Origin of the sequence: Listeria fleischmannii subsp. fleischmannii LU2006-1, from assembly GCF_000344175.1 — a bacterium.
Taxonomy (GTDB): domain Bacteria; phylum Bacillota; class Bacilli; order Lactobacillales; family Listeriaceae; genus Listeria; species Listeria fleischmannii.
This window is the reverse complement of the sequence record NZ_ALWW01000022.1, coordinates 1-26821: the sequence shown is the minus strand read 5'-3', so window position 1 is coordinate 26821 and position 26821 is coordinate 1. Positions and strand designations below refer to the sequence as shown.

Annotated in this window: 19 protein-coding genes, 14 tRNA genes, 4 pseudogenes and 2 riboswitches; of the genes and pseudogenes, 5 read left to right on the top strand and 32 right to left on the bottom strand. The window is 40.0% G+C overall.

The features are described from left to right. Positions 1–2: 2 nt before the first annotated feature. The 5 genes and pseudogenes from LFLEISCH_RS07965 to LFLEISCH_RS07945 form a co-directional block, all read right to left on the bottom strand. On the bottom strand, positions 3–989 hold the full coding sequence (locus LFLEISCH_RS07965) for a choloylglycine hydrolase family protein (RefSeq protein WP_007475251.1): 987 nt from the start codon (positions 987–989) through the stop codon (positions 3–5). Between the two features lie 164 nt (positions 990–1153). Then, positions 1154–3021 (bottom strand): annotated as a pseudogene (gene asnB, locus LFLEISCH_RS07960) (asparagine synthase (glutamine-hydrolyzing)). 136 nt (positions 3022–3157) lie between these two features. Further along, positions 3158–4369, bottom strand: a complete 1212-nt coding sequence (metK, locus tag LFLEISCH_RS07955) for a methionine adenosyltransferase (RefSeq protein ID WP_007475250.1) — start codon at positions 4367–4369, stop codon at positions 3158–3160. A gap of 107 nt (positions 4370–4476) precedes the next feature. Beyond that, positions 4477–4580, bottom strand: a riboswitch (SAM riboswitch). A 54-nt stretch (positions 4581–4634) separates the two neighbouring features. Continuing rightward, complete coding sequence (locus LFLEISCH_RS07950; protein WP_007475249.1) at positions 4635–4928, bottom strand: DUF3116 family protein; 294 nt, start codon at positions 4926–4928, stop codon at positions 4635–4637. Between the two features lie 36 nt (positions 4929–4964). Continuing rightward, positions 4965–5330 carry a thiol-disulfide oxidoreductase DCC family protein gene (locus LFLEISCH_RS07945; protein ID WP_007475248.1) on the bottom strand — a complete coding sequence of 122 codons (366 nt, stop codon included), beginning with the start codon at positions 5328–5330 and terminating at the stop codon, positions 4965–4967. Between the two features lie 126 nt (positions 5331–5456). Between LFLEISCH_RS07945 and LFLEISCH_RS07940 the strand changes: the two genes are divergently transcribed. After that, the gene (locus LFLEISCH_RS07940; protein ID WP_007475247.1) at positions 5457–5741 is read left to right on the top strand and encodes a hypothetical protein; all 285 of its coding nucleotides are present in this window, start codon (positions 5457–5459) and stop codon (positions 5739–5741) included. A gap of 43 nt (positions 5742–5784) precedes the next feature. Here LFLEISCH_RS07940 and LFLEISCH_RS07935 read toward each other — a convergent pair. Both LFLEISCH_RS07935 and ytkD read right to left on the bottom strand, forming a co-directional pair. Further along, a pseudogene (locus LFLEISCH_RS07935) lies at positions 5785–6028 on the bottom strand (DUF2584 domain-containing protein). Next, positions 6012–6540, bottom strand: a pseudogene (ytkD, locus tag LFLEISCH_RS07930) (RNA deprotection pyrophosphohydrolase). The pseudogenes LFLEISCH_RS07935 and ytkD overlap by 17 nt, the downstream one beginning before the upstream one ends. Before the next feature lie 68 nt (positions 6541–6608). Here ytkD and yidD point away from each other — a divergent pair. Both yidD and LFLEISCH_RS07920 read left to right on the top strand, forming a co-directional pair. Next, entirely contained in the window at positions 6609–6860 is a 252-nt protein-coding gene (gene yidD / locus LFLEISCH_RS07925) for a membrane protein insertion efficiency factor YidD (RefSeq protein WP_007475243.1), read from the top strand. A 188-nt stretch (positions 6861–7048) separates the two neighbouring features. Continuing rightward, entirely contained in the window at positions 7049–8008 is a 960-nt protein-coding gene (locus LFLEISCH_RS07920) for a metal ABC transporter substrate-binding protein (protein WP_007475241.1), read from the top strand. A gap of 238 nt (positions 8009–8246) precedes the next feature. Here the strand turns inward: LFLEISCH_RS07920 and LFLEISCH_RS07915 are convergent, their stop codons facing one another. The 6 genes and pseudogenes from LFLEISCH_RS07915 to LFLEISCH_RS07890 all read right to left on the bottom strand — a co-directional run bounded on the left by LFLEISCH_RS07915 (position 8247) and on the right by LFLEISCH_RS07890 (position 14938). After that, positions 8247–8780, bottom strand: coding sequence for a GNAT family N-acetyltransferase (locus LFLEISCH_RS07915; RefSeq protein ID WP_007475239.1), 534 nt, complete (start codon positions 8778–8780; stop codon positions 8247–8249). 15 nt (positions 8781–8795) lie between these two features. Further along, entirely contained in the window at positions 8796–10214 is a 1419-nt protein-coding gene (locus tag LFLEISCH_RS07910) for an o-succinylbenzoate--CoA ligase (RefSeq protein ID WP_007475237.1), read from the bottom strand. Continuing rightward, the gene (gene menB / locus LFLEISCH_RS07905; protein ID WP_007475235.1) at positions 10211–11026 is read right to left on the bottom strand and encodes a 1,4-dihydroxy-2-naphthoyl-CoA synthase; all 816 of its coding nucleotides are present in this window, start codon (positions 11024–11026) and stop codon (positions 10211–10213) included. The genes LFLEISCH_RS07910 and menB overlap by 4 nt, the downstream gene beginning before the upstream one ends. 12 nt (positions 11027–11038) lie before the next feature. Next, on the bottom strand, positions 11039–11818 hold the full coding sequence (gene menH / locus LFLEISCH_RS07900) for a 2-succinyl-6-hydroxy-2,4-cyclohexadiene-1-carboxylate synthase (protein WP_007475233.1): 780 nt from the start codon (positions 11816–11818) through the stop codon (positions 11039–11041). Continuing rightward, positions 11815–13551, bottom strand: a complete 1737-nt coding sequence (gene menD / locus LFLEISCH_RS07895) for a 2-succinyl-5-enolpyruvyl-6-hydroxy-3-cyclohexene-1-carboxylic-acid synthase (protein ID WP_007475230.1) — start codon at positions 13549–13551, stop codon at positions 11815–11817. Before menD ends, menH begins: the two co-directional genes overlap by 4 nt. Next, a pseudogene (locus tag LFLEISCH_RS07890) lies at positions 13548–14938 on the bottom strand (isochorismate synthase). The gene menD and the pseudogene LFLEISCH_RS07890 overlap by 4 nt, the downstream one beginning before the upstream one ends. A 149-nt stretch (positions 14939–15087) precedes the next feature. Here LFLEISCH_RS07890 and LFLEISCH_RS07885 point away from each other — a divergent pair. Beyond that, entirely contained in the window at positions 15088–16026 is a 939-nt protein-coding gene (locus tag LFLEISCH_RS07885) for a 1,4-dihydroxy-2-naphthoate polyprenyltransferase (protein ID WP_007475219.1), read from the top strand. Positions 16027–16078: 52 nt separating this feature from the next. On the opposite strand, the gene LFLEISCH_RS07880 is transcribed toward LFLEISCH_RS07885, so the two are convergent. Further along, positions 16079–17986: an MFS transporter gene (locus tag LFLEISCH_RS07880; RefSeq protein WP_007475218.1), complete on the bottom strand. Its 1908-nt coding sequence runs from the start codon at positions 17984–17986 to the stop codon at positions 16079–16081. 123 nt (positions 17987–18109) lie between these two features. On the opposite strand from LFLEISCH_RS07880, the gene LFLEISCH_RS07875 reads away from it, so the two are divergent. Further along, on the top strand, positions 18110–18667 hold the full coding sequence (locus LFLEISCH_RS07875; RefSeq protein WP_007475217.1) for a TetR/AcrR family transcriptional regulator: 558 nt from the start codon (positions 18110–18112) through the stop codon (positions 18665–18667). Positions 18668–18688: 21 nt separating this feature from the next. On the opposite strand, the gene LFLEISCH_RS07870 is transcribed toward LFLEISCH_RS07875, so the two are convergent. From LFLEISCH_RS07870 to LFLEISCH_RS07785, 18 genes are all read right to left on the bottom strand, one after another. After that, positions 18689–20533 (bottom strand): bifunctional homocysteine S-methyltransferase/methylenetetrahydrofolate reductase, encoded by a 1845-nt coding sequence (locus LFLEISCH_RS07870; RefSeq protein ID WP_007475216.1) that lies wholly within the window; start codon positions 20531–20533, stop codon positions 18689–18691. Further along, positions 20530–21651 carry a PLP-dependent transferase gene (locus tag LFLEISCH_RS07865; protein ID WP_007475215.1) on the bottom strand — a complete coding sequence of 374 codons (1122 nt, stop codon included), beginning with the start codon at positions 21649–21651 and terminating at the stop codon, positions 20530–20532. Before LFLEISCH_RS07865 ends, LFLEISCH_RS07870 begins: the two co-directional genes overlap by 4 nt. Positions 21652–21668: 17 nt before the next feature. Further along, positions 21669–23966, bottom strand: a complete 2298-nt coding sequence (metE, locus tag LFLEISCH_RS07860) for a 5-methyltetrahydropteroyltriglutamate--homocysteine S-methyltransferase (protein WP_007475214.1) — start codon at positions 23964–23966, stop codon at positions 21669–21671. Positions 23967–24056: 90 nt separating this feature from the next. After that, a riboswitch (SAM riboswitch) is annotated at positions 24057–24163 on the bottom strand. A gap of 55 nt (positions 24164–24218) precedes the next feature. Further along, the gene (locus tag LFLEISCH_RS07855) at positions 24219–25373 is read right to left on the bottom strand and encodes an MFS transporter (protein WP_007475212.1); all 1155 of its coding nucleotides are present in this window, start codon (positions 25371–25373) and stop codon (positions 24219–24221) included. Positions 25374–25441: 68 nt separating this feature from the next. Further along, positions 25442–25513: transfer RNA gene (locus LFLEISCH_RS07850), tRNA-Glu, on the bottom strand. Positions 25514–25517: 4 nt separating this feature from the next. After that, positions 25518–25608, bottom strand: a tRNA-Ser gene (locus tag LFLEISCH_RS07845). Positions 25609–25623: 15 nt separating this feature from the next. After that, a tRNA-Asn gene (locus LFLEISCH_RS07840) sits at positions 25624–25696 on the bottom strand. A gap of 6 nt (positions 25697–25702) precedes the next feature. Next, positions 25703–25776 (bottom strand) — tRNA-Ile (locus LFLEISCH_RS07835). A gap of 7 nt (positions 25777–25783) precedes the next feature. Further along, positions 25784–25854: transfer RNA gene (locus LFLEISCH_RS07830), tRNA-Gly, on the bottom strand. A 24-nt stretch (positions 25855–25878) separates the two neighbouring features. Beyond that, a tRNA-Phe gene (locus LFLEISCH_RS07825) sits at positions 25879–25951 on the bottom strand. A gap of 3 nt (positions 25952–25954) precedes the next feature. Beyond that, positions 25955–26030: transfer RNA gene (locus LFLEISCH_RS07820), tRNA-Asp, on the bottom strand. A gap of 4 nt (positions 26031–26034) precedes the next feature. Further along, positions 26035–26108, bottom strand: a tRNA-Met gene (locus tag LFLEISCH_RS07815). A 41-nt stretch (positions 26109–26149) separates the two neighbouring features. Then, positions 26150–26239 (bottom strand) — tRNA-Ser (locus LFLEISCH_RS07810). 27 nt (positions 26240–26266) lie between these two features. After that, positions 26267–26340, bottom strand: a tRNA-Ile gene (locus LFLEISCH_RS07805). Between the two features lie 13 nt (positions 26341–26353). Continuing rightward, positions 26354–26427 (bottom strand) — tRNA-Met (locus LFLEISCH_RS07800). A gap of 32 nt (positions 26428–26459) precedes the next feature. Further along, positions 26460–26535 (bottom strand) — tRNA-Ala (locus LFLEISCH_RS07795). A 14-nt stretch (positions 26536–26549) separates the two neighbouring features. Continuing rightward, a tRNA-Pro gene (locus tag LFLEISCH_RS07790) sits at positions 26550–26626 on the bottom strand. A gap of 10 nt (positions 26627–26636) precedes the next feature. Continuing rightward, positions 26637–26710, bottom strand: a tRNA-Arg gene (locus LFLEISCH_RS07785). Positions 26711–26821 lie beyond the last annotated feature (111 nt).

Sequence of the window (26821 nt, the reverse complement as noted above, 5' to 3'; positions counted from 1 at the left end):
TCCTAATTTAGTACATCGATATCTTGCTTCATTGTAAGCGGATATACTGTTATTGTTGTTTTTTCTTTGTCAGCATGTTCTAAAGAAATTTTTTTAATCCGCCGATTGTTGTATTCTGTAAAATAGTAATTCATGCTGGTCATACACATCGAGGCCATATACATCGAGTAATCAAAATGTCCATTTTGATGTACAACGGCTCCCCGCGGAACTTCGACTGGCGCTAGCATATGGAAAATTTGTGTGACGCCGTCTAGTTCATCTTTTGGTTGTTCTGCATAAAATTTCATATAAGCTGTGCGTACAAAACGTGCAGGTGGTGTGTAATCGCCTGGAAGCCCGAATGTGCCACTTCCTTGCCCAAATGCACTAAAAGTTTTTTCAGCTGTTTGAATGGGTGTATTTTGTCTTGGATTTACACTAATATAATTTCGTAAATTTTGCTCATGCCAAGCGTAACTTGGACTATTCGTTAAAACGCCGACATTATCTTCATAAATTTTTATCCCATCCGAATCTGGTTCTACAATAATCTTTCTTCCCGTTTTATCGGAAAAAATATAATGTAACGGTGGGACAACATTTAAAATGGGATTAGCTTCGTTTAAAATATCCATACCGTTAATTAGCTCAATCACTTCATCTACTGAGTTTGCATTTGCTAATACATAACTGACCACATGAAGCGGATTTATAGCCTCTTTTGACGGATTATTTGTATAAGTGGCAAATCCTGGATAGTATAAAGTTGCTCCTGCGACACCACTTTCGTTTAAACCATCATAAAAAATGGGTGTTTTAAGTTCATATGCCGCCATACCTAAAAATGCTAATTTCGTTTTTTGGACTTTATCATTACGAATTTCCATATCATAATTTCTTGGAATAATGACTACCCCACTATCCGTATATAATGAAAAATCCATCGTTCTTGATAAAAAATGATTTTTATCCTCTGTTTCAAGTGTAAAACTACTACAACCTATCATCTATAACCTCCTTTCTTCCATAACTTATATATACCCAGAATCTCAAAATAAAATAGTCATTTTGATTATTTTAGAAAACAGAAATTTGGTTAAAAAAAATAAAAAAAAAGAGGGTATGGAAATTATTTCTGCATTAAACAGGAATGAATTTCCACACGCTCTTCTTATTTTGTAAAATTATATTTTTCTTCAATATAGATAGAATACCAAATCATAAAGATGACAACGGTCCAAATTTTCCGGCTGTAGTCATGTTTACCAGCTGAATGGTCATCCAGTAATTGTAAAACATATTGTTTATTAATTAAATGGTCCGTTTCAGATTCATGGATAATCTTTTTAACCCACTCGTTCATTTCGTCTTTTAACCAGTGGCGAATGGGAACAGGGAACCCTAATTTACGACGATTTAATACGTGCTCGGGAACAAAAGTTTCTGCCGCTTTACGTAAAACGTATTTGGTTGTTCCGTTTGTCGTTTTAAGCGATGCGGGAATTTGTTTCGCAACGTTAAACACTTCTTTATCCAAGAAAGGAACTCGCACTTCCAGTGAATTGGCCATTGTCATGCGGTCAGCTTTTAGTAAAATATCGCCGCGTAGCCATGTATGCATATCAATGTATTGCATTCTTTCGACTGGTCCATAATTTTTTGTTTCGTCGTAAAACGGTTTGGTGATATTGGTATAATCGTGCCCTTCTATATATCCAGGCAGTAAAATGCGTTTTTCTGCTTCTGTAAACATTTTGGCATTCCCGATATAACGTTCTTCCATCGGGGTAGTTCCGCGTTCTAAAAAGCTTTTACCGCGCATTCCTTCTGGCATCACTTTTGCTACATTACCGAGCAGTGATTTAAAAATCTGTGGCATTTTGTTAAACATAGAAAGCGAATTAGGCTCGTTATAAATATTATACCCGCCAAAAAGTTCGTCCGCGCCTTCTCCTGAAAGTGCAACCGTAACTTGTTTGCGCGCTTCACGTGATAAGAAATAAAGTGGAATCGCAGCAGGATCAGCAAGCGGATCATCCATATGCCACACTATTTTAGGTAATTCTTCCATATATTCTTGTGGTGTAATGACATAGCTAATATTTTCTACGCCAAGTTTATCCGCAGTTTCTTTGGCCACATCAATTTCACTAAATCCGTCGCGTTCAAAACCAACAGAAAATGTTTTAATCGCTGGGTGGTATTCTTTTGCGATAGCCGCAATAATGGAGGAATCGATACCGCCAGAAAGAAATGATCCGACTGGAACATCAGAACGCATGTGCATTTTAACGGAATCATACATGACATCACGGATTTCTTTTATAAACGTATCCTCAGATTTAGAAACCGCCGCAAATTCAGGTTTGAAATATTGCGTAAACACCATTTCGCCACCGATTTTTTTAGTAAAATAATGGCCCGGAAGTAGTCTTTTCACTTCAGCTGTGAGCGTATCGGGTTCTGGAACAAATTGATAAGTCATATAATTTTGTAGAGATACTTCGTCTAATTTTTTTGTTTTTTTAAGGCATGCAATATTGATTTTTTTTCAGAGCCCATGTAGAGCTTGCCATTTTCTTCTGCATAAAAGAAAGGTTTTATCCCAAATGGGTCGCGAGCGCCGTAAACCGTATTTTCGACTTTATCCCAAATAACAAAACCAAACATACCGCGTAATTTTTCGGCTGTTTTTTCCTTGTATTTCGCATATGTAGCAATAATAACTTCTGTATCACTCTCAGTTTCAAACGTAAGCCCATCTGCTTTAAGGGAGGCGCGAAGTTCTACATAATTATAAACTTCTCCGTTAAAAATAATCCAATAACGTTCATTTTCATAAGTTAATGGTTGGTGCCCGTTTTCTACATCAATAATACTTAAACGTCTAAATCCAAATTGGACATGATCATCTGTATAGTATCCTTCGTCATCAGGACCACGATGAGTAATCATATCATTCATTTCTTTAAACGTTTGTTTTTCTTCACCAGTAATTTCAGCAATGCGGTCATGAACGCATCCTACAAATCCACACATTCTGACATTCTCCTCTATTTTAAAATTTCATTTGATTTCTCATTTACACAACGTCTATCATATCATAAAGCGCGATAGTTTGCACAGTTTGATTCAGAAAAAAACGCTGCTCGCATAAAGCAGCGTTTTCAACTATTTAGGATTTACTTACAGTTTGTTTTAAAAAAGCCTTTAAGTCAGAAGCTTTATTCGTCTCTTCCCATGGTAATTGTAAATCAGAGCGTCCAAAGTGACCAAATGCTGCTGTTTGACGATAAATAGGGCGCTGTAAATCAAGCATCTTTATAATTCCTGCAGGACGCAAATCAAAATGAGCGCGTACAGCGGCAATAAGATCTTTTTCAGAATAATCGCTCGTTCCATATGTTTCAATGGAAATAGAAACAGGGTGCGCGACACCAATTGCATAGGCTAGCTGTACTTCTACTTTTTTAGCCAAACCAGCTGCTACAATATTTTTCGCCACATAGCGAGCAGCATATGCGCCAGAACGATCTACTTTGGTCGGATCTTTTCCAGAAAAAGCACCTCCGCCGTGTCTTGCATAACCGCCGTATGTGTCTACAATGATTTTTCGACCAGTCAGCCCCGCATCACCTTGCGGGCCACCAATTACAAAACGACCTGTTGGGTTAATGAAATATTTGGTTTGTTCGTCTAGTAATTTCTCATCAATAACAGCATGAATCACTTTTTCAAGCATATCCTCATGTATCGTTTCATTTGAGATTTCCGGATGATGTTGAGTGGAAATAACAATCGTATCAATTCGTACAGGTTGATTGTTCTCATCATATTCCACAGTCACTTGTGTTTTGGCATCAGGGCGCAAATAATCAAGCACTTTTGTTTTTCTTAATTCAGCAATTTTTCGCGATAGACCATGCGCTAAATGAATCGGTAAGGGCATTAAATCCTCTGTTTCATCTGTTGCAAATCCGAACATTAACCCTTGATCGCCAGCACCAGTTGCGAGTAGATCCGCTTCTTTTTCACCATTACGTGACTCGAGGGATTCATCCACACCTTGTGCGATATCAGGTGATTGTTCATCAATAGCAGTTAAAACGGCACAGGTTTCTGCATCAAAACCATATTTAGCTCGTGTATAGCCAATTTCTTTAATGGTTTGCCTGACAATTTTTGGAATGTCCACATAAACAGATGTTGTAATTTCACCTGCTACAAGAACAAGTCCAGTTGTCACAGTCGTTTCACAAGCGACACGTGCATCTGGATCTTTCGTAATAATAGCATCTAAAATCGCATCGGATATTTGGTCTGCTATTTTATCTGGATGTCCATCAGAAACAGATTCTGATGTGAATAAATGACGATTTTCAGTCATTCGATATTTCCTCCTTTTAATCTCTTCCATCCGCGTATGGCAAGAAAAAAAGCCCTATTCTCTACATAGACAGGCATAGAGAAAAGGCTTGAAAGTTCGTACCTTCGCTCTCATCGGTCAGGATTTCTCCTGCTCAGGTTAGCACCTTACAACAAAAAGTGTAGGTTGCTGGGCTTCAAAGGGCCAGTCCCTCTACCGCTCTGGATAAGAGTTGATTTCGTTCTTGTTTAGAATAACATACGTCACATGCTGTTGCAACCCTAATTTACGCTTCATCATCTATAAAAAATTCAGGCCATTTACTGACCGGCAGATCCTTATATTTTTCATATATAAAATCGCCTTTTTCTGTTCGTCCATAACGGATGCCGTGGTTGCTGTTGTAGCGAAAAACATAACCGGCTTCTTCAAGTTGATAAATGGTCCATAAAAAATCCGTTTTATTCGGTAAATTTTTCCTCCCAAATTTCGACCGGTCATTCACAAGTTCAAGGAGGTTGGATTCCGTTTTGTAAATATTTTCAATAATTCTGAATGCAAGATTAAAAGAAATTTTCAAATTTCCAACACTTCCCTTTTTTTAAAAACATGTTTTTTAGTATAGCACAAACGGCCAATATTTTTTCAAATAACGCATTATTTTACCTCGGTGTTTGGCAACCAAACGATAGATTTTTCGCCCAAGAAACGGTATACCAGGTAGATAGAAGAGCGGCGTTACCCATTTCCAAAAAGTGAGGTGCGAAAGTATTTGCCTAACCGCATAGAACCCTCGGTAAATACGACCGCTTTCGCTTACAACATGCAGCTCGCGTGACAAATCTTTTGTTGAAAAATAAGCTCCTTGATAACTTTGAAGAGGTTGAAAATTTAACTTTTCTTTCTTATCAAATTTCATCATCAGCTGCTTAACTTCTATACAAAATGCGCATTGTTCATCATAAAAAACGATTTCCTTCATTAGAAAAACCTCCTCTTCTTTTTCTTTCCTCTTATCATATTTTTAAACCTGTGGTATGATAGAATGGTTAAAATTAGGAAGAGATTTCCAGTTTATACGAGATGGAAATCATAAGGAGAAAAAAATATGACATTAATTCCGTTAACTTTGATTATTTTTGCGGGCTTTATTGCAGCTCTGCTTTTATTTGAATTTATTGTAAAATGGCGTTGGTTCAAGTATTTTCTTGCTACAGTAGGATTAGTTGCTAGTGGAATCATCTTTTTCATTAGCTTTTACGGTGGTGGGATTAAACAAACTGAAATTGCGATTGCCTTATTTATCGCTAGTTTCCTAGAATATGTTGTGGCACTCATTATTAGTTTAGCTTCCTTTACAAAAAGAAAATCTACAGCCACACAAAAAAAATAAGAAGAAAAAACAGGTCGCGACGAAATAAATGCGACCTGTTTTTTTAGTTGCTTGAATTTAAGGAAATTAGTTCATATGTAATGATGGTTGTATTTTCTTCCCAAATTAATTTCCTTGGAATGACTAGACCGTTTACTTCCCCGTCTTTTGTTTTGCGAAGCTCAATTGGTACATCAATTGGGTAAATGCGATATCCTTCTTTTTTTAGTTCAAAAAAATTTATCTGTAATTCTTTTTTCAAGTCCTTTTGTTACGACCATAGTATTTACTTCAACCGGCATCCCCATCAGAATCCCTCCATTTCTTCTTTATCATAGCAGAAAAGTATTTTCTTTGGCTAGTTTCTCTTTCAAATTTTTTTAAAATTTCTTGCATACCACTATCTCGCATAAAAAAGCTAAATTCCGGTTGCTGAACAAGTTCTGCCAATTCACCTTTCATTAGAACAGGTCCGTTTGTTTCTAAATAATCATTTTGTTGCTGAAATCCTTTTATCCGGGCAAAAAAAAACGCGTTTCGTAAATGTTCTATCCGCTGATTCTACCACATAATCCGCGATAAAATGAAAAGTGTCCGCATATGCCCCAGTTTCTTCCATTAATTCCCGTATGGCTGCTTGGATGGTTGTTTCATTTCCCTCCCCCTTGCCTCCTGGAAATTCAATGCCTCGAACTTTATGGTTTGTAAACAACCATTTTTCTTCGTAAAGCGGGATAATCAAACAGTCATCACACTCTTTTTCCTGCTTCGTAAAATAAATCGATACTTTTGATCCTACATCGTCACGATAAGAAAACATGAGCTACACCCTTTCTTTTTTGAAAAAATATGGTAAGCTAGAATTAGCATGAAATAGAAGGTGAAAACATGTTAAAAAGATTTTTACTTGGCGGAATTCGCTTTTACCGTAAAGTGATTTCTCCCTTAACGCCAGCCTCCTGCCGGTTTTATCCCACCTGTTCCCAGTACGGGATGGAAGCGATTGAAACGCACGGAGCTATAAAAGGAAGTTATCTAGCCATTAGGCGTATTTTAAAATGTCACCCATTCCATAAAGGCGGTGTGGATTTAGTTCCTCCAAAAAAGGAATCTGAATGCTCGCATCACCATCATCATTAATATAGCACAAAATGATTTTTTTATACAAAACGAAAAACTGCTGATCCGATTAGCAGTTTTTTTAATAAAAGACTTGCTTTTTTATATTGAATCGTGTAATATCAATAACGTCCCTCAAATCGTAATCAATACGATTTAATTTTCGGGATTTAAATCGGAATGATTTTGATTTAAAAAGGAGTGAAAATATGTTGAAAAAGTGGTTTATTATAACTCCCGTTTTAGCTCTATTACTTATACTTACCGCTTGCGGAAGCAGCAATGCCTCACAAGATAATGACAAACTAAAGGTGTATACAACAGTATATCCTCTTACTTATTTAGCAGAAGAAATTGGCGGAGACAAAGTCGATGTAACAAGTGTTTATCCGGCTGGTTCAGATGCCCACAGCTTTGAGCCGACACAAAAAGATATGATGAAAATTGCGGATAGTGACCTCCTCTTTTACGTTGGTTTAAATTTAGAGAGTTTTGTGGATAAAGCAAAAACCACTCTCAAAGGAGAAAATGTAACATTTGTTCCTCTTGCTGAAAATCTTGATTTACCAAAAGATCCAGATGCAGCATCTAATGAAGAAGAGGAAGAACATAGTGACTCAGGTGAAGAACACGAAGAGCACAGCGACTATAATCCTCACGTATGGCTCTACCCTGTTTATATGGAAGAGATGGCCAAAACGGTGAAAGATAGACTTATAAAAGAAAGTCCGGAGCAAAAAGCCACTTTTGAGAAAAATTATGAAACTACTGTGGCTAAACTAAAAACGCTTGATGAAGAGTATCAAAAAATGGCAGAGACCGCCAAACATAAAGACTTTGTTACAGCACATGCCGCTTACACTTATTGGGAAACCGCATACGGGTTACATCAAATTCCAATTGCAGGTGTATCAACGAGCGATGAGCCTTCACAAAAGAAATTACAAAGTATCGTGAATACGATAAAACAAGAAAATATTCCTTATATCATGCTTGAACAAAACACTAATTCTAAAATTGCTGATGTCATTCAACAAGAAACGGATACTAAAGCGCTACGACTACACAATTTAGAAACATTAATGCCAAAAGATGAAAAAGAAAATCGCGACTATATTTCGATTATGAATGACAATTTAGATGCCTTGAAACAAGCTTTAAATTATTAACTATTAAAATAAAGAGAATCCAATTGCTTGGATTCTCTTTATTTTAGAAAAACGCAAAGCTTACGCAAAACAAAACGACGCACGCCAAAATCAGACTGCTGACAAACGGCAACCTTCGTCGTTAAACCTTCCGTTCCGGTGCTCACGTACTCGAGTACGCTCCGCTCCGGTACTCGGCCCTGCCTAGAATCTCACCATTTGTCAGCAGTCTGAGAGAATCCAATTGCTTGGATTCTCTTTATTTATCCTGTTCTAGCAAGCCATAAACAATATAATCAATAAATTGCCCATTTAAATATTTGGCTTCTTTTAAAACTCCTTCTTGCCTAAACCCAAGCCTTTTAGCTAACAGATGGCTTTTCGTGTTTCCCTTTGCAATTTTCATTTCAAGTCGGTGAAACTTAAGAGTCATAAAACCATATGTTATCAAAAAATTCAGCGCTTTTGTCATGATTCCGTGACCTTGATAGGCTTTTAAAAGCCAATAACCAATTTCACCACTTTGATTGGTATCATCAACCGTATGGAAACTAATTTGGCCTACTAATTGATTTTCGAATTCAATCATAAATAAAGTGGGGACAGGGTCATTTACTTTCATTTGATAGGCAATATTTTCAGCAGTTTGCTCTTTTGTCGCTACTTTTTCACTCACCGTAAGCCATTCTTTTAGTTCATCTTTGGCTTCCATAATTAAATTATGATAGGCATCAATATCTGATTGTTCTAGCACTCGGATTCTAATTCCGTTCTCTAATTCTTGTTGAAACAAATTGATTCCTCCCATTTATTTTAAGGCGTGTCGTTTTACTTTACCAGACGCTGTTTTAGGAAGTTCATTTTTAATATGGAACGACTTAGGGATTTTAAATGGGGCGAGTTTACTTTTTAAAATCGTAACGAGTCTTTCTTCTTCAAAAGTGGGTCTAACAACGAGGTGTGCAATAGGCACTTCTCCCCACTTGGCGTCTTTTTTTCCCACAACAGCGGCTTCTAGGACATTTTCATCTAACAAAATAGCATGTTCGACTTCTGTCGGATAAATATTTTCACCGCCTGAGATAATTAAATCGCCTCTTCGCTCTGCTACATAGAGGAAACCGTCAGAATCGATATGGCCGAGATCGCCTGTACGGAAATAACCATTTGAAAAAGCATTTTTTGTTGCTTCTGCTTGATTTAAATAGCCTTTAAAGATTGTCGGGCCGCGTAGCCATATTTCGCCATCTAAATCCGTTTCAGTTGCTTTTTCGATATGTAGTTCAGACGGAAATAAAATGCGTCCAGAAGAACCTATTTTTTCTTTTGCAAGCGATGTGTCTAGCGCAACAATTTGAGAGGCTGTTTCCGTCATTCCGTATGACTGAACAATCGGTATATCCCGTTTAAAACAAGATTCAATGAGCTCTTTTCGAACGGCACTCCCGCCGAGAAGTACGACGCGTAAATTTTCATGAAAAGGTCCTTGATTCACTTCTAAAAGACGTTTAAGCATCGTTTCAACAACCGAAATATGCGTTATTTCCCCGCCTAAAAGTTTTTCGCTTGCTGAGGCGACATCAAATTTTTCCTCAAGAAAAACTGGAATGCCGTAAATCACAGAGCGCATTAAAATCGACAGCCCGCTAATATGAAAAATCGGCACCACACAAAGCCAAGCATCCTTTGCTGGATTTAGCCCAAAATTTAAGGCAGAGGCCGTCCCACTAAAAAAGTGGTTGCCAAACGTTTGCAAGACCCCTTTCGGATAGCCCGTCGTTCCAGACGTATACATCACAGAAGCAACATCACTAAAATCCATTTCTACGGGTAAAAAAGCTTTTGGCGTTTTGGCTTCTACATCAGAAAACGCGTAGCAATCACCGCTTAAATCCCTCGAAATAGTCTCAAAAGAATCATCAAAAAACGTGCAAACTACCTTGCTGTCTTTAATTTGAAAATTCATTTCAGAAGCCGTCAAACGATTATTTAAAAAAACTGGAATGGCGCCAATAAGATGAATCGCATGAATCATAAAATAAGTTTCCCGATTATTTTTTCCAAGTAAGCCTACATAATCTCCACTTTTAATAGAAAAACTCGCCAATTGACCAGCATAATGAGACGCCGTTTGATACACTTCTTTAAAAGAATAGGATTTATTGCGATAAACAAGCGCAGTTTTCTGACTAGAAACCTGCGCTCGCTTGATTAACCAATTTATCATGGGAATTTAGGGAACTGATCGAAGTCTGGATCGCGTTTTTCTTTAAATGCATCGCGTCCTTCTTTCGCTTCATCTGTTGTATAGTATAAAAGTGTTGCGTCTCCTGCGAGTTGTTGAATACCCGCTAAACCATCTGTATCCGCATTAAATGCCGCTTTGATGAAACGTAGCGCGGTTGGACTTTTCTTAAGCATTTCTTCTGCCCATGCAACCGTCTCATTTTCCAGTTCAGAAAGCGGAACAACTGTGTTAATCCAGCCCATTTCAAGTGCTTCCACAGCACTATACTGACGGCACATAAACCAAACTTCTTTCGCCTTTTTATGACCGATGACGCGCGCCAAGTAGCCTGATCCATATCCTGCATCAAAGCTCCCAACATTTGGCCCCGTTTGTCCAAACTTCGCATTGTCCGCTGCAATCGTAATATCACAAACAAGTTGAAGGACATTTCCCCCACCAATAGACCAGCCAGCAACCATTGCAATAACCGGTTTTGGAATCACACGAATCAAGCGCTGTAAATCAAGCACATTAAGACGCGGAATTTGGTCATCCCCAACATAGCCACCGTGACCGCGAACTTTTTGGTCCCCACCAGAACAGAACGCTTTTTCGCCTTCTCCAGTTAAAATAATGACGCCAATTTTTTCATCGTCGCGTGCCAAATTAAACGCATCAATCATTTCCATGACCGTTTTTGGTGTAAAGGCATTATGTACATGCGGACGATTAATTGTCACCTTCGCAATCCCGCCATGAGACTCATATTTAATTTCCTCAAATACTTTCTCCGTTTTCCATTCAATCATAGAAAAAACCTCCTAAAAATGGTTGTTTAACCACTTATTAATTATTTTCGATACTTCTTCCGGTGCTTCTAGATGCACCGCGTGACCTGCACCTTCTACACAAACATATGTCACATTCGGTAGTAAGTCTGCCATTTTTTGAGCTATGTCACAAAACTTTTTATCTAATTCACCAGTAATCAATAAAACAGGCATAGAAAGACTTGATAGTTTATCCCAATAAGAAGGTAAACTCCCCGTTCCAACACCAGCTAGACTATGCATAAGCCCAGACTCAGACTGACTTAAACGTTCACGCCGAATACGCTCCTGTACTTCTACGTTGAGCTTCTTTTGCGAGGCAAATAAAGGCAAGTTTTCCCAGTAAGAAACAAATTCAGTTAGCCCTTTTTCTTTAATAAACTGCGCCAATTCTGCATCACGCGCGCGCCGATTTAACCGCTCAGGCTCCGTTTGAAGTCCCGGCGAACCGCTTATCATAACGAGACCCGAAAAGCGATTTTGATTTTGCATAACTTGGGACATAGCAAGTCGAGCGCCCATCGAATAGCCAGCTAAAATGGTTTTTTGCTGAGGTCTTAAAAGCGCGTTTAACGCGGCTTCTGTAGCCGAAAGAGAATAATCCTCTGCGCAATTCGAATCCGACTTCCCGTGACCAGGTAAATCAGGCAAAATTAAATTTGCTTTTAATATGTCCAACTGACAAAAGGTCTGATGCGACCCCGTAAAACCGTGTAGCCACATCATATCTAACTTTTCATGATGGTCTACAAAATGAGAAAAGAGCTTCATTTCGTAAGGTCACGCTCCACTTGTTTCGCCATTTTTTCCCAAAGAGCCTGATGGTGTGCCACGTTTTCATGACGATTTGTGCGCACCTCGATGATGTTCAGCCCTTTACGGAAGGCCGCCTTATCAAGCGCATCCTCTAAATCATTTAGACGCGTAATCTTTTCATAGCCAGCATCATAGAGCGCCGCAGCATGACTAAAATCAAGATTTGTGGACGTTCCAAATAATGACTCAAAATATTTTGGCGTGCCTGCTTGTGGTAAAAAGGAGAAAATACCGCCGCCATCATTATTCACAACAATAATGGTGAGATTTAAACGATACTTTTTCGCCATTAAAAGGCCATTCATATCATGGTAAAAAGATAAATCCCCAATCAGTAAGTACATCGGTTGTAAAACTGTACTCGCACCAAGCGCCGCAGAAACAACACCATCAATCCCGTTAGCACCGCGGTTTGCGAGCATCTTAACACGCTTATCCGTCTGCATAAAGTACGTGTCTACATCACGAATCGGCATACTGTTACCAATAAATAAGCCCGATTGATCAGGAAGATGTTCCCGTAGCACACTCACAATTTGCCCCTCTTCAAGCAAATCTCCCTCTTTCATATGGGAAGAAAGCACGTTTTGCGCAGATTTATTTAATTTTTGCCACACAGAAAGCCAATTTTCCGGTACATCAAACGCCGCCTGAGTAAGCTCTTCTAGTAAGAAACGCTCATCGCAATGAATCATATCCGTTACACCCTTCACAGGGTCCCGCCAAGCCGCCCCGGGATCCACTACAAAAGTTCTTACATCGAGCGACTCTAACCAAATTTTTAAGGATTTCGAGACGGGCATTGCGCCGAATCTGACGACCATTTCAGGTTCAATCGCAGTTTGAAACGCCTCATTTTTAAGAAGCGCATCATATTGGTCGATTACAACCTGGTCTTTTTCACCGTAGGAACGAAGACCAGATAGCGGGTCCGCGAGTATAGGCCAGCCTAATTTTTGAGCCGCCAAAACGAGCTTCCCTTCCAAATTCTTCTTATCAAGTGGTCCGGCGATGATGACCCCTTTTTTCCCCGAACAATCTTGAAACATTTTATCTAAGGCACTTTGTTCTAAAACTTCATGTGTGTAGTAAATTCTGACGTGGTGCTTTTTCTGCCCTGTTTGTGTAAAAGGGGACGGGTCTAGAATTGGCGTAAGCGGCTCGCGTAATGGGAAATTTAAATGCACTGGCCCACGCGGCGTTTTAAGCGCAATATCAACGGAACGACTGCCATGCCATTTTGCATAGCGAAGCATTTCGTTTGTTCCTTCTGGTATTGCCATATCCACCATATCTTTCACATGATTCCCAAACAACTCAATTTGATCCATCGCTTGGGGTGCCCCTATATTTCGCAGTTCATGAGGTCGATCGGCGGTTAAGACTATAAGTGGAATTTGTGATAAATTGGCTTCCGCTACTGCCGGAAAATAGTTAGCTGCTGCTGTTCCGCTTGTACAAAGTAAAACAACAGGATTTTTAGATGCTTTAGCAATTCCTAGGGCAAAAAATCCAGCTGAACGTTCATCTACATCTACATGGATTTTAAGAGTTGGATGCTCCGCCATAAGAAGCGCAATTGGAGTGGATCTAGAACCAGGGCTAATAACGGCTTCCTTCACACCAGCTTGAATTAATTCTTCAATAAAAGCACTTAAATAAGCTGTCATAGTTGCTTGATGACTCATTCGACATTTCCTCCTAAAACACGTAACATGGGTTGAAATTTAACTTTCGTTTCTTGTAATTCTTCTTCTGGAACAGAATCAGATACTATGCCGCATCCAGCATAAAGCACGCCAAGTGCATCAATGACAAGTCCGGAACGAATCGCAACAGCAAATTCACCGTCAAAATCGGTGTCAATAAAACCAATTGGGCCGCCGTAAAAGCCACGATCACTTGTTTCTTTCATTCGAATAATCGCTCGCGCCAAATCTTTTGGCGAACCACCTAACGCTGGGGTTGGATGGAGGGCTCGCGCAATTTGTAAGATGTTCACATCATTCCGTTTTTTAGCATGAACATTCATGTATAAATGTTGAATGTCACGGTTTTTAAGTAGAACCGGCTCACTTGAAATCGTCAAGTCGTCTGCAAATTGTTGCAAGGTTTCTTCAATCATTTCTACGACATAATGGTGTTCTCGTAAGTTTTTGGCATCTTTTAATAAGGCATTCCCCAACTGTTCATCTTCTTCTTTTGTACTACCACGTCTAGCTGAACCTGCCACACACGAAGAATGTATTTTATCTTCTGAAACGGCTACTAACCTTTCTGGCGTTGCACCGAAAAATAAAGCAGCTCCTTTTTCCATCACAAAAAAATAACTGTTTTCTTGTGTATCCATCATTTTTTGAAGAACCGCTCCACTATCAATTTGCTTACTAAATCTTAAGCCCATTCTCCGCGATAATACTACTTTATGTAAGTCTTCTGAGTCTTTTAGTAACGCAATGATATCGCGCGCATTTTCTAAAAACTCATCCGTTTCTAATTCCTTTGCTGTGATAAGTGCATCCACTTCCATCTCTGGTCGTTTTGCATCTATTATTTTTTCCCACTGGCCTCTTACAGCTTCTAGTTTTTTCACTTCATCGTCTGGATAGACAACTAAATTTACTGTTAAAAAGACTTCTTTCCCTTTTTTCGTTACTAGAAAAAGTGGCAAGTAAAATAAGCCATCTTTAAAGGCTTGCCATTCTTTATCTGTCTCGCGTTCTGGATCGAATTTGAAACCACCAAAATAAAGTGGTCCAGTCCCTTTTTCTGTTGCGTTGGTTACGGTTCTTAGTTTTAAAGCGTTAATTTTATCTTCTAAACCAGAAAAGCATCTTTTGCTTTATCAGCCGCTAAATATTGTTCCGTAACACCAAAGCCAGCCAGTGTTAGCGTCATCTCAGGATTTTGCCAAAAGAAACGCTCTCCAGAAAAGGCATCTTTCGCTTTTTGATATAACAAATGCGGTGCCAAATCTTGCGGGCATTCGTGCACCCAACTTAGAAGAGCAGGTTTATCTTTTGTTGCATGACGTTTCGCTTGTTCAAACAAAGCAAGAGGTAATGTAATTCCCATATTATTCATCGCTCCTTTACTAACACTCTTTCTATTATATCAAAAATACAATCTTCCTGCTCATTTTGCGATTTTTACTTTATTCATTGACGAAACTCACTATTTTCCCTAAAATGAAGAAAGGATATTTTAAAAAAGGAGCGAATAAAATGGCAGCGCAGGAAAGACAAGTACTTGCCAGACAATCTGGTTTTAATAAATGGTGGACCTTACTTCGGCCACACACTTTAGTTGCCTCCTTTGTGCCTGTATTTCTAGGTACATCCGTCGCAATGCTCTATTCAAATTTTCAATTTACGCGATTTATCGTCATGCTTATCGCCTGTTTCTTTATACAAACATCGGCCAATTTATTTAATGAATACTATGATTATAAAAAAGGGCATGATGACGAACATTCAGTTGGGAATGGTGGCGCGATTGTAAGAAATGGTATGCGACCTGGTCTCATTCTCTTCCTTGCCACCTTACTTTACATTCTTTCTATTTTAGGCGGCGTATATCTTTCTATCGAGCTAAACTGGTATGTTGGCTTACTAGGTGCGATTTGTATGCTTGTCGGCTACTTATACACTGGAGGTCCTTACCCTATTGCCTACACCCCTTTTGGCGAAATTATGGCCGGATTTTTCATGGGTGGTGTGATTACATTTATTTCATTTTATATTCAAGCAGAATTCATTAGCTCACAAATCGTTTTAATTTCCATCCCGATTATGGTATTAGTTGGGAATTTATTACTCGCAAACAGCATCCGCGATTTAGACCCTGATAAAGAAAGCGGTCGTTTAACATTAGCCATTTTACTCGGCAGAAAAAAAGCCACCATTTTATTTGCCCTAGCTTATGTATTTGCTTATGCATTTGAAATCTCGCTGATTTTCTTTGCAAACGCCCCGTACTGGACCTTACTCATTTTAATTAGTGCACCGGAAGCCATTCGTTCCGTCAGACGTTTCATTGGCCGTACAGAACCCATTACCATGATTCCAGCGATGAAAGCAACGTCAAAAGCGATTACCATTTTTGGTATTATTTTAGCCATTAGTTATTTACTAAGCTTATTACAAACAAATTTATTTATGTAAAATGAAAACGCCCTTTTCGCTATTGAAAAGGGCGTTTTTTTATTTAATCTGTTTATAACAGATTTAAAATCTCATTTGTTGTTGTGAGTGTAGCATAGTTCGGAAAATGCTTTTCAACATACTCATCATGATCTTCTTTCGTTCTTGAACTCATCGCATCCGCTGCAATCACTAAGTTAAATCCTGCCTCATGCGCATCAATAGCCGTCTTCGCTACCCCGAGTGAAGTAATCACACCCGTTAAAAAGATAGTTTGAATTCCCTCCGCAGCAAGCCATTTTCTTAGAGCATCACTAGACATCGCACTTGGTTCGTACTTTGTAAACTGCTCTACCTTATCATCTCCAGTGAGTGCCTCAAGCTCAGGAACTAAAGCCGTAAAAGCCACTTCTTCTTCTTTACTAAATTGAGATCTTGAGACAGTAATAAGAACAACAGGCAAATTCTGCTTTAAAAACGCCTTGCCCAACGCCTCATTTCGTTTAACCACCTCTTCTATTGAATACGGAGAAAGTCCCTCCGGTCCTCCGTAATTAAAAATCCCCGCCTGTAAATCAATCACAACAAGTGCAGCATTATCGAATTGTTTCTTTGTTAAATCTGTCATTTTTTTATTACTTCCTTTCAACTTCTGAAGATTATGTCGATCATACCATGTGATACCAATAAAAATAAGCGCCAAGCACAGATTCAAAAACGCCATTTGATGAAAACCAAAAGTAGGGTTTTGATGATTCATAAAAGCCCCGCTTGAAGCCCCTGCTAGCATTGCACCAAAGTAAGAAAAAGTTCGAAGCAGCCCGCTTGAAGCTCCAATCGTTTTAGGATCTGCTTGAAAATAAAGTACATTTTGATTCGCTAAATTAAGTAATCCTGTCGTAATCCCAAAACCCGCCGCAACAATGATTAAGTAAATAATAGAGCTTGTATTTGTAGTTAGAAGCAGCAAACTAATGGAAAGAAACTGTACTATGCCACCCACAAATGTTTTTATAAAATACTTTGAACTTCTCCCCGCCAGAGCAGAAATGATAATTGAACTAATAAACGTTGGCATCATCAGCATTCCGGCACTTACTTCACTCAGACCGCGTCCAATTTCTAGCCACTGCGCGAAGCCATACATAAACGAATATTGTACCGTTGCCGCTAATAAAATTCGAATATAGGTGCGAATAAGCGGCCGATTGCCACGTAGCACATCGAGATTTATGAACGGGTCCTTCATCGCATTTTCACGTCTAACAAACAAAAAACCTGCGATGATAGTTAAAACAAGAAAACTAATGTACGTGATATGCGGATTCATAAGGAAAAATAAAAGGCTGAATGTCGCAATTGAAAAGTATAACACGCCAACCCAGTCCATTTTAGACACCTGCGTTTTGGTATGCTCTTTCGGTAAAACAAAATAGCCCGCAAGAAAAGCAATGACGGCAAGTGGGATATTGATTGAGAATACCAGTCGAAAGCCTCCTAAATGAATTAAAAACCCGCCTAGTGTCGGTCCAATAACCGCTACTGTTTGACTCGAAATAACAAGCAAGGTCAAAATCCAAGCCGGATTATCTTCACCCGTTCGCTTACCTTCTGACTTAATTAAAAACATCGCGGCCGGATACCCTGCTGTCGTCCCTAATCCCAAAATAATTCGCGCCACAACAAGTAGCCAAAAAACGGGTGTGAAAAGTGCAATAACTCCTGCTACCCCAACTAAAACCGTTCCAATTAAAAATAATTTTCGCGGCCCATATGAATCAATAAGTTTTCCCACAACAGGTTGCCCAATTGCTGTAGCAAAATATAATGCGGAAACAAGCCAAGCCGTTTCTGAACTTCCTACACCAAAAGCAACTGCAATTGGAACAAGTGCAACGGCAATCATTGACGAATTAATGGGGTTTAAAACAGAACCTAAAACCATTGGAAAAATAAGTTTTTTATTAAACGTAGTTGACAAATTATCCCTTCTCTCAAGATAAACTAATTATATTAGTTTACAGAGTCTCATTATACGCCTTCTCATTTTGTTTGTAAACTAATTAAATTAGTTTATAATAAAAGAGAATAGGAGGTCATGACATTGAAAAAGCGAAATATTACGCAAGAAAAAATATTTCAAGCTGCCATTCTTGTAATTGAAACAGAAGGACTTGAAAATCTTAGCTTTCCCCTCATTGCTCAAAAACTCGAAATAAAAACACCCTCTATGTATAACCATTTTAAAAATAAGCAGGACTTAAAAGGGGCTCTATCCCTTTATTTATATGACCATTTAAACACCATTATGCAAAAAAAATTAGTTGGGATTTCAGGCGAAGAAGCGATTACTATTTTTACGATGACCATCTTTGACTTTGCTTTTACCTATCCAAATACCTACCCGCTACTTCAAGAAGTAACCGAAGTGACGAAGGAGAGAAATAGTATGGCGCTTTATTCGAACACCCTTCGCTCGCTTTTAAAGGACTTCGCGTCTAGTGATGAAGATTTGTTATTTAAACACCGGGCTGTTCGAAGTATGCTTCACGGCTATATTTCTTTAAAATTAAAAGGCTTTTTTAAACGCGGCGAATCGGACAACCCCTACACTGACTTCGAGCGTTTTAACACACAAATGATTCATTTAATTTTAAACTAAATAGGAAAAAGAACAGTGGCATCAAATGACATGCACCTGTTCTTTTGATTTTGCATATTGAAGGAGTTCTAAGGATAAATCATAACGTAAAAACGGGGTAATAATATAAACTCCGTTAAAATGTTCACTGATGGAATCAATGATTTCTTTTGAAATGAGCATCCCTTCTTCATTACCACGCCCTGCTTTTTCTGCTTCTCTCATTCTTTCACGGACTTCATTGGTTAGCCGAATACCTGGCACTTCGTTATGCAAAAATTCCGCATTTCGACTAGAGAGAAGTGGCATGACGCCGACAAAAACCGGAACAGAAATTTGGGCTTCCTCGAGTGCTTCATTTAAAACACGCGCTTTTTGAGTGTCGTATATGGGCTGCGTTATGATGTAGTCCGCGCCGTATTCCACTTTTCGTTCTATCAAACGGACCGCTTTTTCCACATTTAAAACATTCGGATTAAAGGCCGCCGCAACATGAAAACGCGCTTTCTCTTTTAGTGACTTCCCTGTATAAGAAATTCCGTCATTAAATTTTTTAATGAGTTGGATGAGCTCCACAGAGCGTAAATCAAATACAGAGGAAGCGCCTGGAAAATCCCCTACTTTCGTCGGATCCCCTGTGACCGCCAAAACATCATGGAGTCCGAGCTTATGAAAGCCCATAATATGTGAATGCATGCCGACTAAATTATGATCGCGCGTAGTTAAATGAATGAGCGGCTTAATATCATATTCATGTTTTAAAATAGAGGCAATCGCCATATTACTAATGCGCGGCGTCGCAAGCGAATTATCTGAAATCGTAATTGCATCGGCTCCTGCCTCGTGAAGCGCCTTCGCACCTTCAAAAAATTGCTCTGTGTCAAAAGTACGCGGCGGATCAAGCTCGACAAGTACCGTACATCCTTCCCTCACCTTATCAAGCAGCCTCACACCTTCAAGTGGGCTCGGCTCCTCAGGAACAAGTTCAATTATGGGACGAACTTCCTTCGTTTTAATCGGCTTGGTTGACGTAAGTCCCGCTCGGAAGGCCCGAATATGTTCTGGTGTTGTCCCGCAACATCCGCCAATAATTCGTGCGCCTTGCTTGCGGAAAATCTCACCATATTCTTGAAAATAATCCGTTTCCGCTTGATAAATAATTTTTCCTTCTTGCATCTCAGGTAAGCTAGCATTTGGATAAGCGGCTAAATAGGCATTATCAAGTAGTGGAACCGTTTCAAGTGCGCGCGCCATATGATAAGGGCCAAGTCGACAATTGACCCCTACCACATCCGCCCCAAGATTCGCTATTTCTTGTAAAACATCAGGTAGCTTCTCCCCGTTTTGAAGCAAACCTGGTTCGTGCATGGAGACATTCGCAATCACTGGCAAATCCGTATTTTCGCGTACAATTTGTAGCACTGTTTTTAGCTCATTCGGGTCATAAAAAGTTTCAAGAAGAATCGCATCGACACCTTCTAATAAAAAACAGTATAACTGTTCACGGAAACTACGTTTTATTTCATCAAGAGGGGCTTGCTCAACCTTAGAATCACTCGCCCCGTTAATTCCACCCATTGTGCCAAAAATATAGGTCCCAGTGCCACTTGTTGCCCGTTTAGCGAGGCGAATAGCCGCCTGATTAATGCGTTTTATTTCATCTTCTAAACCGTAGCGCTTTAGCTTAATATAGTTTGCGCCATACGTGTTTGTTTGAATAATATCAGCACCAGCTTCGATGTATGCTTTATGAATATTTAAAACATCTTCTGGATGCGTCAAACTAAGTTCTTCAAAAGCCCGGTCCACACCATAAGAATAAAGCAACGTCCCCATTGCACCATCTGCAATTAAAACTTTCTCGCTTAAATCTTTTCGCAAATTCATGAACGCACCGCCTCCTTAGATGCAAGATCAAGTGCGCTTTTTAAATCATTCACCAAATCATCTGCATCCTCAATGCCCACTGAAATTCGTAAAAGTTCATCCGTTAAACCGTATGATTCACGGAGCTCCCGCGGAATATCCGCATGTGTTTGCGTAGCTGGATAGGTAATCAAACTTTCCACACCACCCAGACTTTCCGCAAAAGTAAATAACTCTACATTTCTTAAAAGCGGCGAAATGAGGGCGACATCTTCAATATAGAAGCTAATCATACCGCCTTGTCCAGGATATTTCACTTCTTTGATTAAAGGGTGTTCCCGCAGAAACTGAACAACGCGTTTAGCATTTTTTTCATGTTCTCGCATTCTAAGCGGTAGCGTTTTAAGCCCCCGAATCAAAAGCCATGAATCAAACGGTGAAAGCACTTCGCCCGATTCATTAAGTGCTGCTGCATAAAAAGCGCCTAGTTCCTCATTTCTTACAATGACTGCCCCCGCCAAAATATCATTATGACCACCCAAATACTTGGTTGCACTATGAATTACAATATCCGCTCCTAAATTAAGCGGCTGCTGTAAAATAGGCGTATAAAATGTATTATCCACAATCAGAAGCAAATGATTCGCACTTGCAAATTCAGCTACTTCACGAATATCAACTTCTTGCATAAGCGGATTCGTTGGCGTTTCAATAAAAATCGCTTTCGTATTGGCTTTAAGAAACCCAGCTAAATCGGATATATCTTTCCCATTCCAGTAAGAAAACTCAATTTTATACTGACGTTCTAGTGTTCCAAAATAACGAAATGTACCACCGTATAAATCTTGTAAACTGATAATATGATCACCCGTTTTAAAACGCTTGAACACCAGTCCAGTTGCACTCATACCCGAACTTGTAGCAAAACCAAATTGCCCGTCCTCAAGTTCTGCCAGTGCTTCCTCTAACACATCGCGTGTTGGATTCGCCGTTCTTGTATAGTCATATCCCGTCCCTACTCCAATATCTGTGTGGCGGTAAGCCGTTGAGAAATAGAGTGGCATGTTGACTGCACCTGTTTTCTCACATTTTTTATTGCCAATTTGTGCTGAAATCGTCTGCTTACTTAATTTTCCCATCGTGCTTCCTCCAATCTTTATTTTTCTAAAATGGTGTAGGTCTCGCGGATTTCCTTGGTAGCGGAAACCATATCACGAAGTGCTGCAACCGTTTCTTCTTCCTTACGCGTTTTAAGCCCACAGTCCGGATTGATCCAGAAATTTTGAACAGGAATCACGCGAAGTGCGCGTTCAATATTCGTTTTAATTTCAGAAATGCTTGGAACACGAGGACTATGAATATCATACACCCCAAGTCCAATTTCCTTATCATAGTGATAGTCCTCAAAAGTAGAAATAATTTCCCCGTGACTACGAGACGTTTCAATCGAGATAACATCCGCGTCAAGTGCACTAATTGCATCGATAATATCATCGAAATCCGAATAGCACATATGCGTATGAATTTGCGTTTCGTCCTCCACACCAGAAGTCGTTAATTTAAAAGCATACACTGCATCGTTCAAATATTTTTCCCATCTCGAACGCTTTAGTGGCAAGCCTTCGCGAAGCGCCGGCTCATCAACTTGAATGACGCGAATCCCATTTTCCTGAAGAGCAAGAACTTCCTTTCGAAGAGCCAGCCCCACTTGGTTGAAAACATCGCTTTTTGGAATATCGTCTCGCACAAAGCTCCAATTGATAATCGTGACGGGCGCCGTAAGCATCCCTTTCACAGGGCGATTTGTAAGCGATTGGGCAAATTTGCTTTCCTTCACCGTAATCGTCTCCGTAAAAGCCACATCTCCGTAAATGAGTGGCGGACGCACCGCACGCGAACCATATGACTGTACCCAACCAAACTTCGTCGCCTGGAAGCCGGCTAATTTTTGGCCAAAATACTCAACCATATCCGTCCGTTCAAACTCCCCGTGAACCAAGACATCTAAATCCAAATCTTCTTGGATACGAATCCAACGTTCGGTCTCCTCATCAATAAATGCCTCGTACTCTGCTTTTGTAATGTTTCCTTTTAGGAATGCTGCCCGTTTGCTACGAACTTCAGGCGACTGCGGGAAACTTCCAATTGTTGTTGTAGGTAAAACGGGTAATTTCAACCATTCATGTTGTTTTTTAATGCGCGTTTCAAATGGGCTTTTCCGGTCAGCCGAAATGCTATCAAGTGCGGCAATTTCTGCCTGAACTTCCTTATTATTTCTATGTTCGGAGCGATTTAATTCGGAAACGGCTAATTCTGTTTTTTGTAGCTCACTAAACACCTCTTTCGCATCACTTGAAACAGCTTTAGCGAGTAACACGACTTCGTCTAACTTTTCATCCGCAAAAGAAAGGCCGTCATAAAGGACTTGATCCAGATTCGGTTCGCTTTTTTTCGTTACTGGAACGTGAAGTAACGAACTCGCCGGCTGTACAATTAATTTTTCTTTTGGCACAAGTCGTGTCAAAATTTCTAGTTCGGCTTGCTTTAGCTGAATATCAGCGCGCCATACATTTCGTCCGTCAATGATACCGGCCGCCAAATATTTATTATTCGGAAAACCAAACTGCTGGATTTTTTCAAGCGATTCGCCGTGATCATGGATAAAATCAAGCCCAATCGCATCCACTGGTAACTCAATAATTGCCTCGTACTCATCCACACTTTCAAAATACGTTTGCAAAATCAACTTCGCATGCGGAGCCGCTGTACGTAATTCTTCGTAAACTTTTTCAAATAATACCAGTTCCTCTTTCGCTAAACTCGTGGCAAGAATTGGTTCATCAAGTTGAATCCATTTTGCGCCCGCCGCGTCTAGTTCTTCAATAATCGTCTTATAAAGCGGTACAAATTTTTCTACTAACGAAGCGAAATCCGCTTTGTCTGCACCCTTTCCAAGTTTTAAATACGTAATAGGGCCAACAATCACAGGCTTTCCGTCAATTCCAAGCTCTTCTTTTGCCTCTAAATAAGCATTTAACGCCTTATTTTCTAAAAGCTTCGGCTCTACTTGGTCAAGTTCCGGCACAATATAGTGGTAATTCGTATTAAACCATTTCGTCATTTCAGACGCTACAGCCGTATCATTGCCGCGCGCAATATCAAAATATGTACGTAGCGAAACAGCATTCGTAAACTCTCCAAATCGCTTAGGAATTACCCCAAAGCCAACACTTAAATCCAGCACATGGTCATATAAAGTAAAATCATTTACCGGAATTAAGTCAAGCCCTTTTTCTTTTTGTTTGTTTAAAGCAGCAAAACGAATTTCCTTTGTTTCAGAAAGAAGTGTATCTTCTGAAATTTTGTTATTCCAAAAATTTTCCAACGATTTTTTCCATTCGCGTTTCTCCCCAAGACGTGGATACCCTAAATTTGAACTAAGTACTTTTACCATTTACCTCATCCTCTCTTCTTTTGTGACACGAAAAAGCCTCCCTAGATAGAGAGGCTAAAATCATTCGAAAATATACGAAAAATTAGTTCTCTCTTATCTTTCAAAGCATATTGCTTTGCAGGATTTAGCACCTTTTCAAAAACTTGAAAGGTTGCCGGGTTTCATCGGGCCAGTCCCTCTACCACTCGTTATAAGAGTTTCTTATTTAATTTACATATTAAATGTATTGAAATCATAATACCAAAAATAAAACTATGCTGTCAATCTTTTTCCGCGAAATAATAAAATTCCTCCCAAAATAAGAAGTATCGAAATCGTAAAATAAAAACTTCGAGGACCTATAATACTAATTAATGCCCCAGTCATACTAGGTCCAAGAATGCTCCCCACGCTAAAACACATCCCAACTAAAATATTACCAGCTGGAAGCAAATCAATCGGCGTCAAATCTGTCATATAAGACAAACCAAGCGAATAAAGTGACCCCACAAGCATTCCCAAAACAAAGAAAATAACAATAAATAACATAGAATTAGACACAAATGCGGCTAGTAAAAAAACGAGACCACCTAAAAACGTTAAAATAGGCAACACGCGTCCGCGCCCCATCCGATCACTAAAAATCCCAATTGGAACCTGAAATAAAATCGTTCCAACCGAAAACGCAGAAATAATCAACGTAATCATATAAGTCTCCACGCCAAATCGAAGCCCAACAATTGGAAAAGTCGCATTTAAACCTGTCTCTAAAATCCCGTATAAAAATGGCGGAATCATGGCTACCCAAGCAATTTTCATTACATCCTTAAAACGCTTCATACTATCTAAAAAAGAAATTTTACGTATTTCTACATCATCCGATATAAATTCATTTTTAAGCGATAAAATTAGACACCATGCCAGTACGACTAGTACGCCAGAAATATAAAACGGTAAATTAGGACTCACATTCATTAAATTGACAAGCTGCGGTCCAACCGCAAAACCCAGTGAAAAAAACAAGCCATAGATAGCCATATTTCGACCTCGCTTGCTCGGCTCTGTCGTAGCACCAATCCAAGTTTGCGAAGAAAAATGAAGCATATGATCCCCCACGCCAATAAGGAGACGCAAGAAAAACCAAAAATACAAATTAAACCACATCGGAAATAAGAACAGCGCCACCGCAACTAATCCCCCACCAACTATAATTATCGGCTTAAATCCAAACCTGTGTAGCGGCGCCTCAATAAATGGTGACACAAGCAAAACACCTATATAAATCCCCGTCGCATGAAATCCATTCACACCCGAACTAATTCCCATACCCTCAAAAATAATCGCAATAAGCGGCAATAAAAGCCCTTGTGACAGCCCCGAAATAGCTACAATAACCGTCAAAATCCAAAACTTTTTATTATTCCGCATCCAATCCCCCCTCCAATTTCACAAATAAAATAAGAACAATGCCTAAGCATTGTTCTTACCCCTAATGATGACCCGTACGGGATTCGAACCCGTGTTACCGCCGTGAAAGGGCGGTGTCTTAACCGCTTGACCAACGGGCCTTACTGGCGGAGAAGGAGGGATTTGAACCCTCGCGCCGCGTAAACGACCTACACCCTTAGCAGGGGCGCCTCTTCAGCCACTTGAGTACTTCTCCAATATAATTTGTAAACTCCACAGGCAGGACTCGAACCTGCGACCGATCGGTTAACAGCCGATTGCTCTACCAACTGAGCTACTGTGGAATAAAATGGGCCTAAATGGACTCGAACCATCGACCTCACGCTTATCAGGCGTGCGCTCTAACCAGCTGAGCTATAGGCCCAAAAAAGAGCGGGTGAGGAGAATCGAACTCCCGACAACAGCTTGGAAGGCTGTGGTTTTACCACTAAACTACACCCGCAAAATAATAAATTCTAAAATAAAGTGGCTTGGGACAGAATCGAACTGCCGACACCTTGAGCTTCAATCAAGTGCTCTACCAACTGAGCTACCAAGCCAAATGGCGGTCCCGACGGGATTTGAACCCGCGATCTCCTGCGTGACAGGCAGGCATGTTAACCCCTACACCACGGAACCACGATTGCGGGGACAGGATTTGAACCTGCGACCTTCGGGTTATGAGCCCGACGAGCTACCAGACTGCTCCACCCCGCGACAATAATATTAAATTGGTCCACTACATCACAAAGAAAAAACGGAGGAAGAGGGATTCGAACCCCCGCGAGCTTTTACACCCCTGTCGGTTTTCAAGACCGATCCCTTCAGCCAGACTTGGGTATTCCTCCACGATATAATAATAAAAAAGTGATAAGTGGACCTTGCAGGACTCGAACCTGCGACCGGACGGTTATGAGCCGTCTGCTCTAACCAACTGAGCTAAAGGTCCAAATTTTTAAAGATAGCGGCGGAGGGAATCGAACCCACGACCTCTCGGGTATGAACCGAACGCTCTAGCCAGCTGAGCTACGCCGCCATATCAATAAATTTGTATTCAAGAATTAAATTTGGTGGAGCCTAGCGGGATCGAACCGCTGACCTCCTGCGTGCAAAGCAGGCGCTCTCCCAGCTGAGCTAAGGCCCCAAAAAGTATAATAATGGTCGGGAAGACAGGATTTGAACCTGCGACCCCTTGGTCCCAAACCAAGTGCTCTACCAAGCTGAGCTACTTCCCGTAAAAATAAGCGCGCCCGGAAGGAGTCGAACCTCCAACCGCCTGATTCGTAGTCAGGTACTCTATCCAGTTGAGCTACGGGCGCAATATAAAATGGTGCCGAGGACGACGAACCGACGGTATCACTACCACCGGGATTATTTTAATCCATGCCGCGTGTTACCGCCTGAGTTCCGCCACCCCGGCATAAAACTAA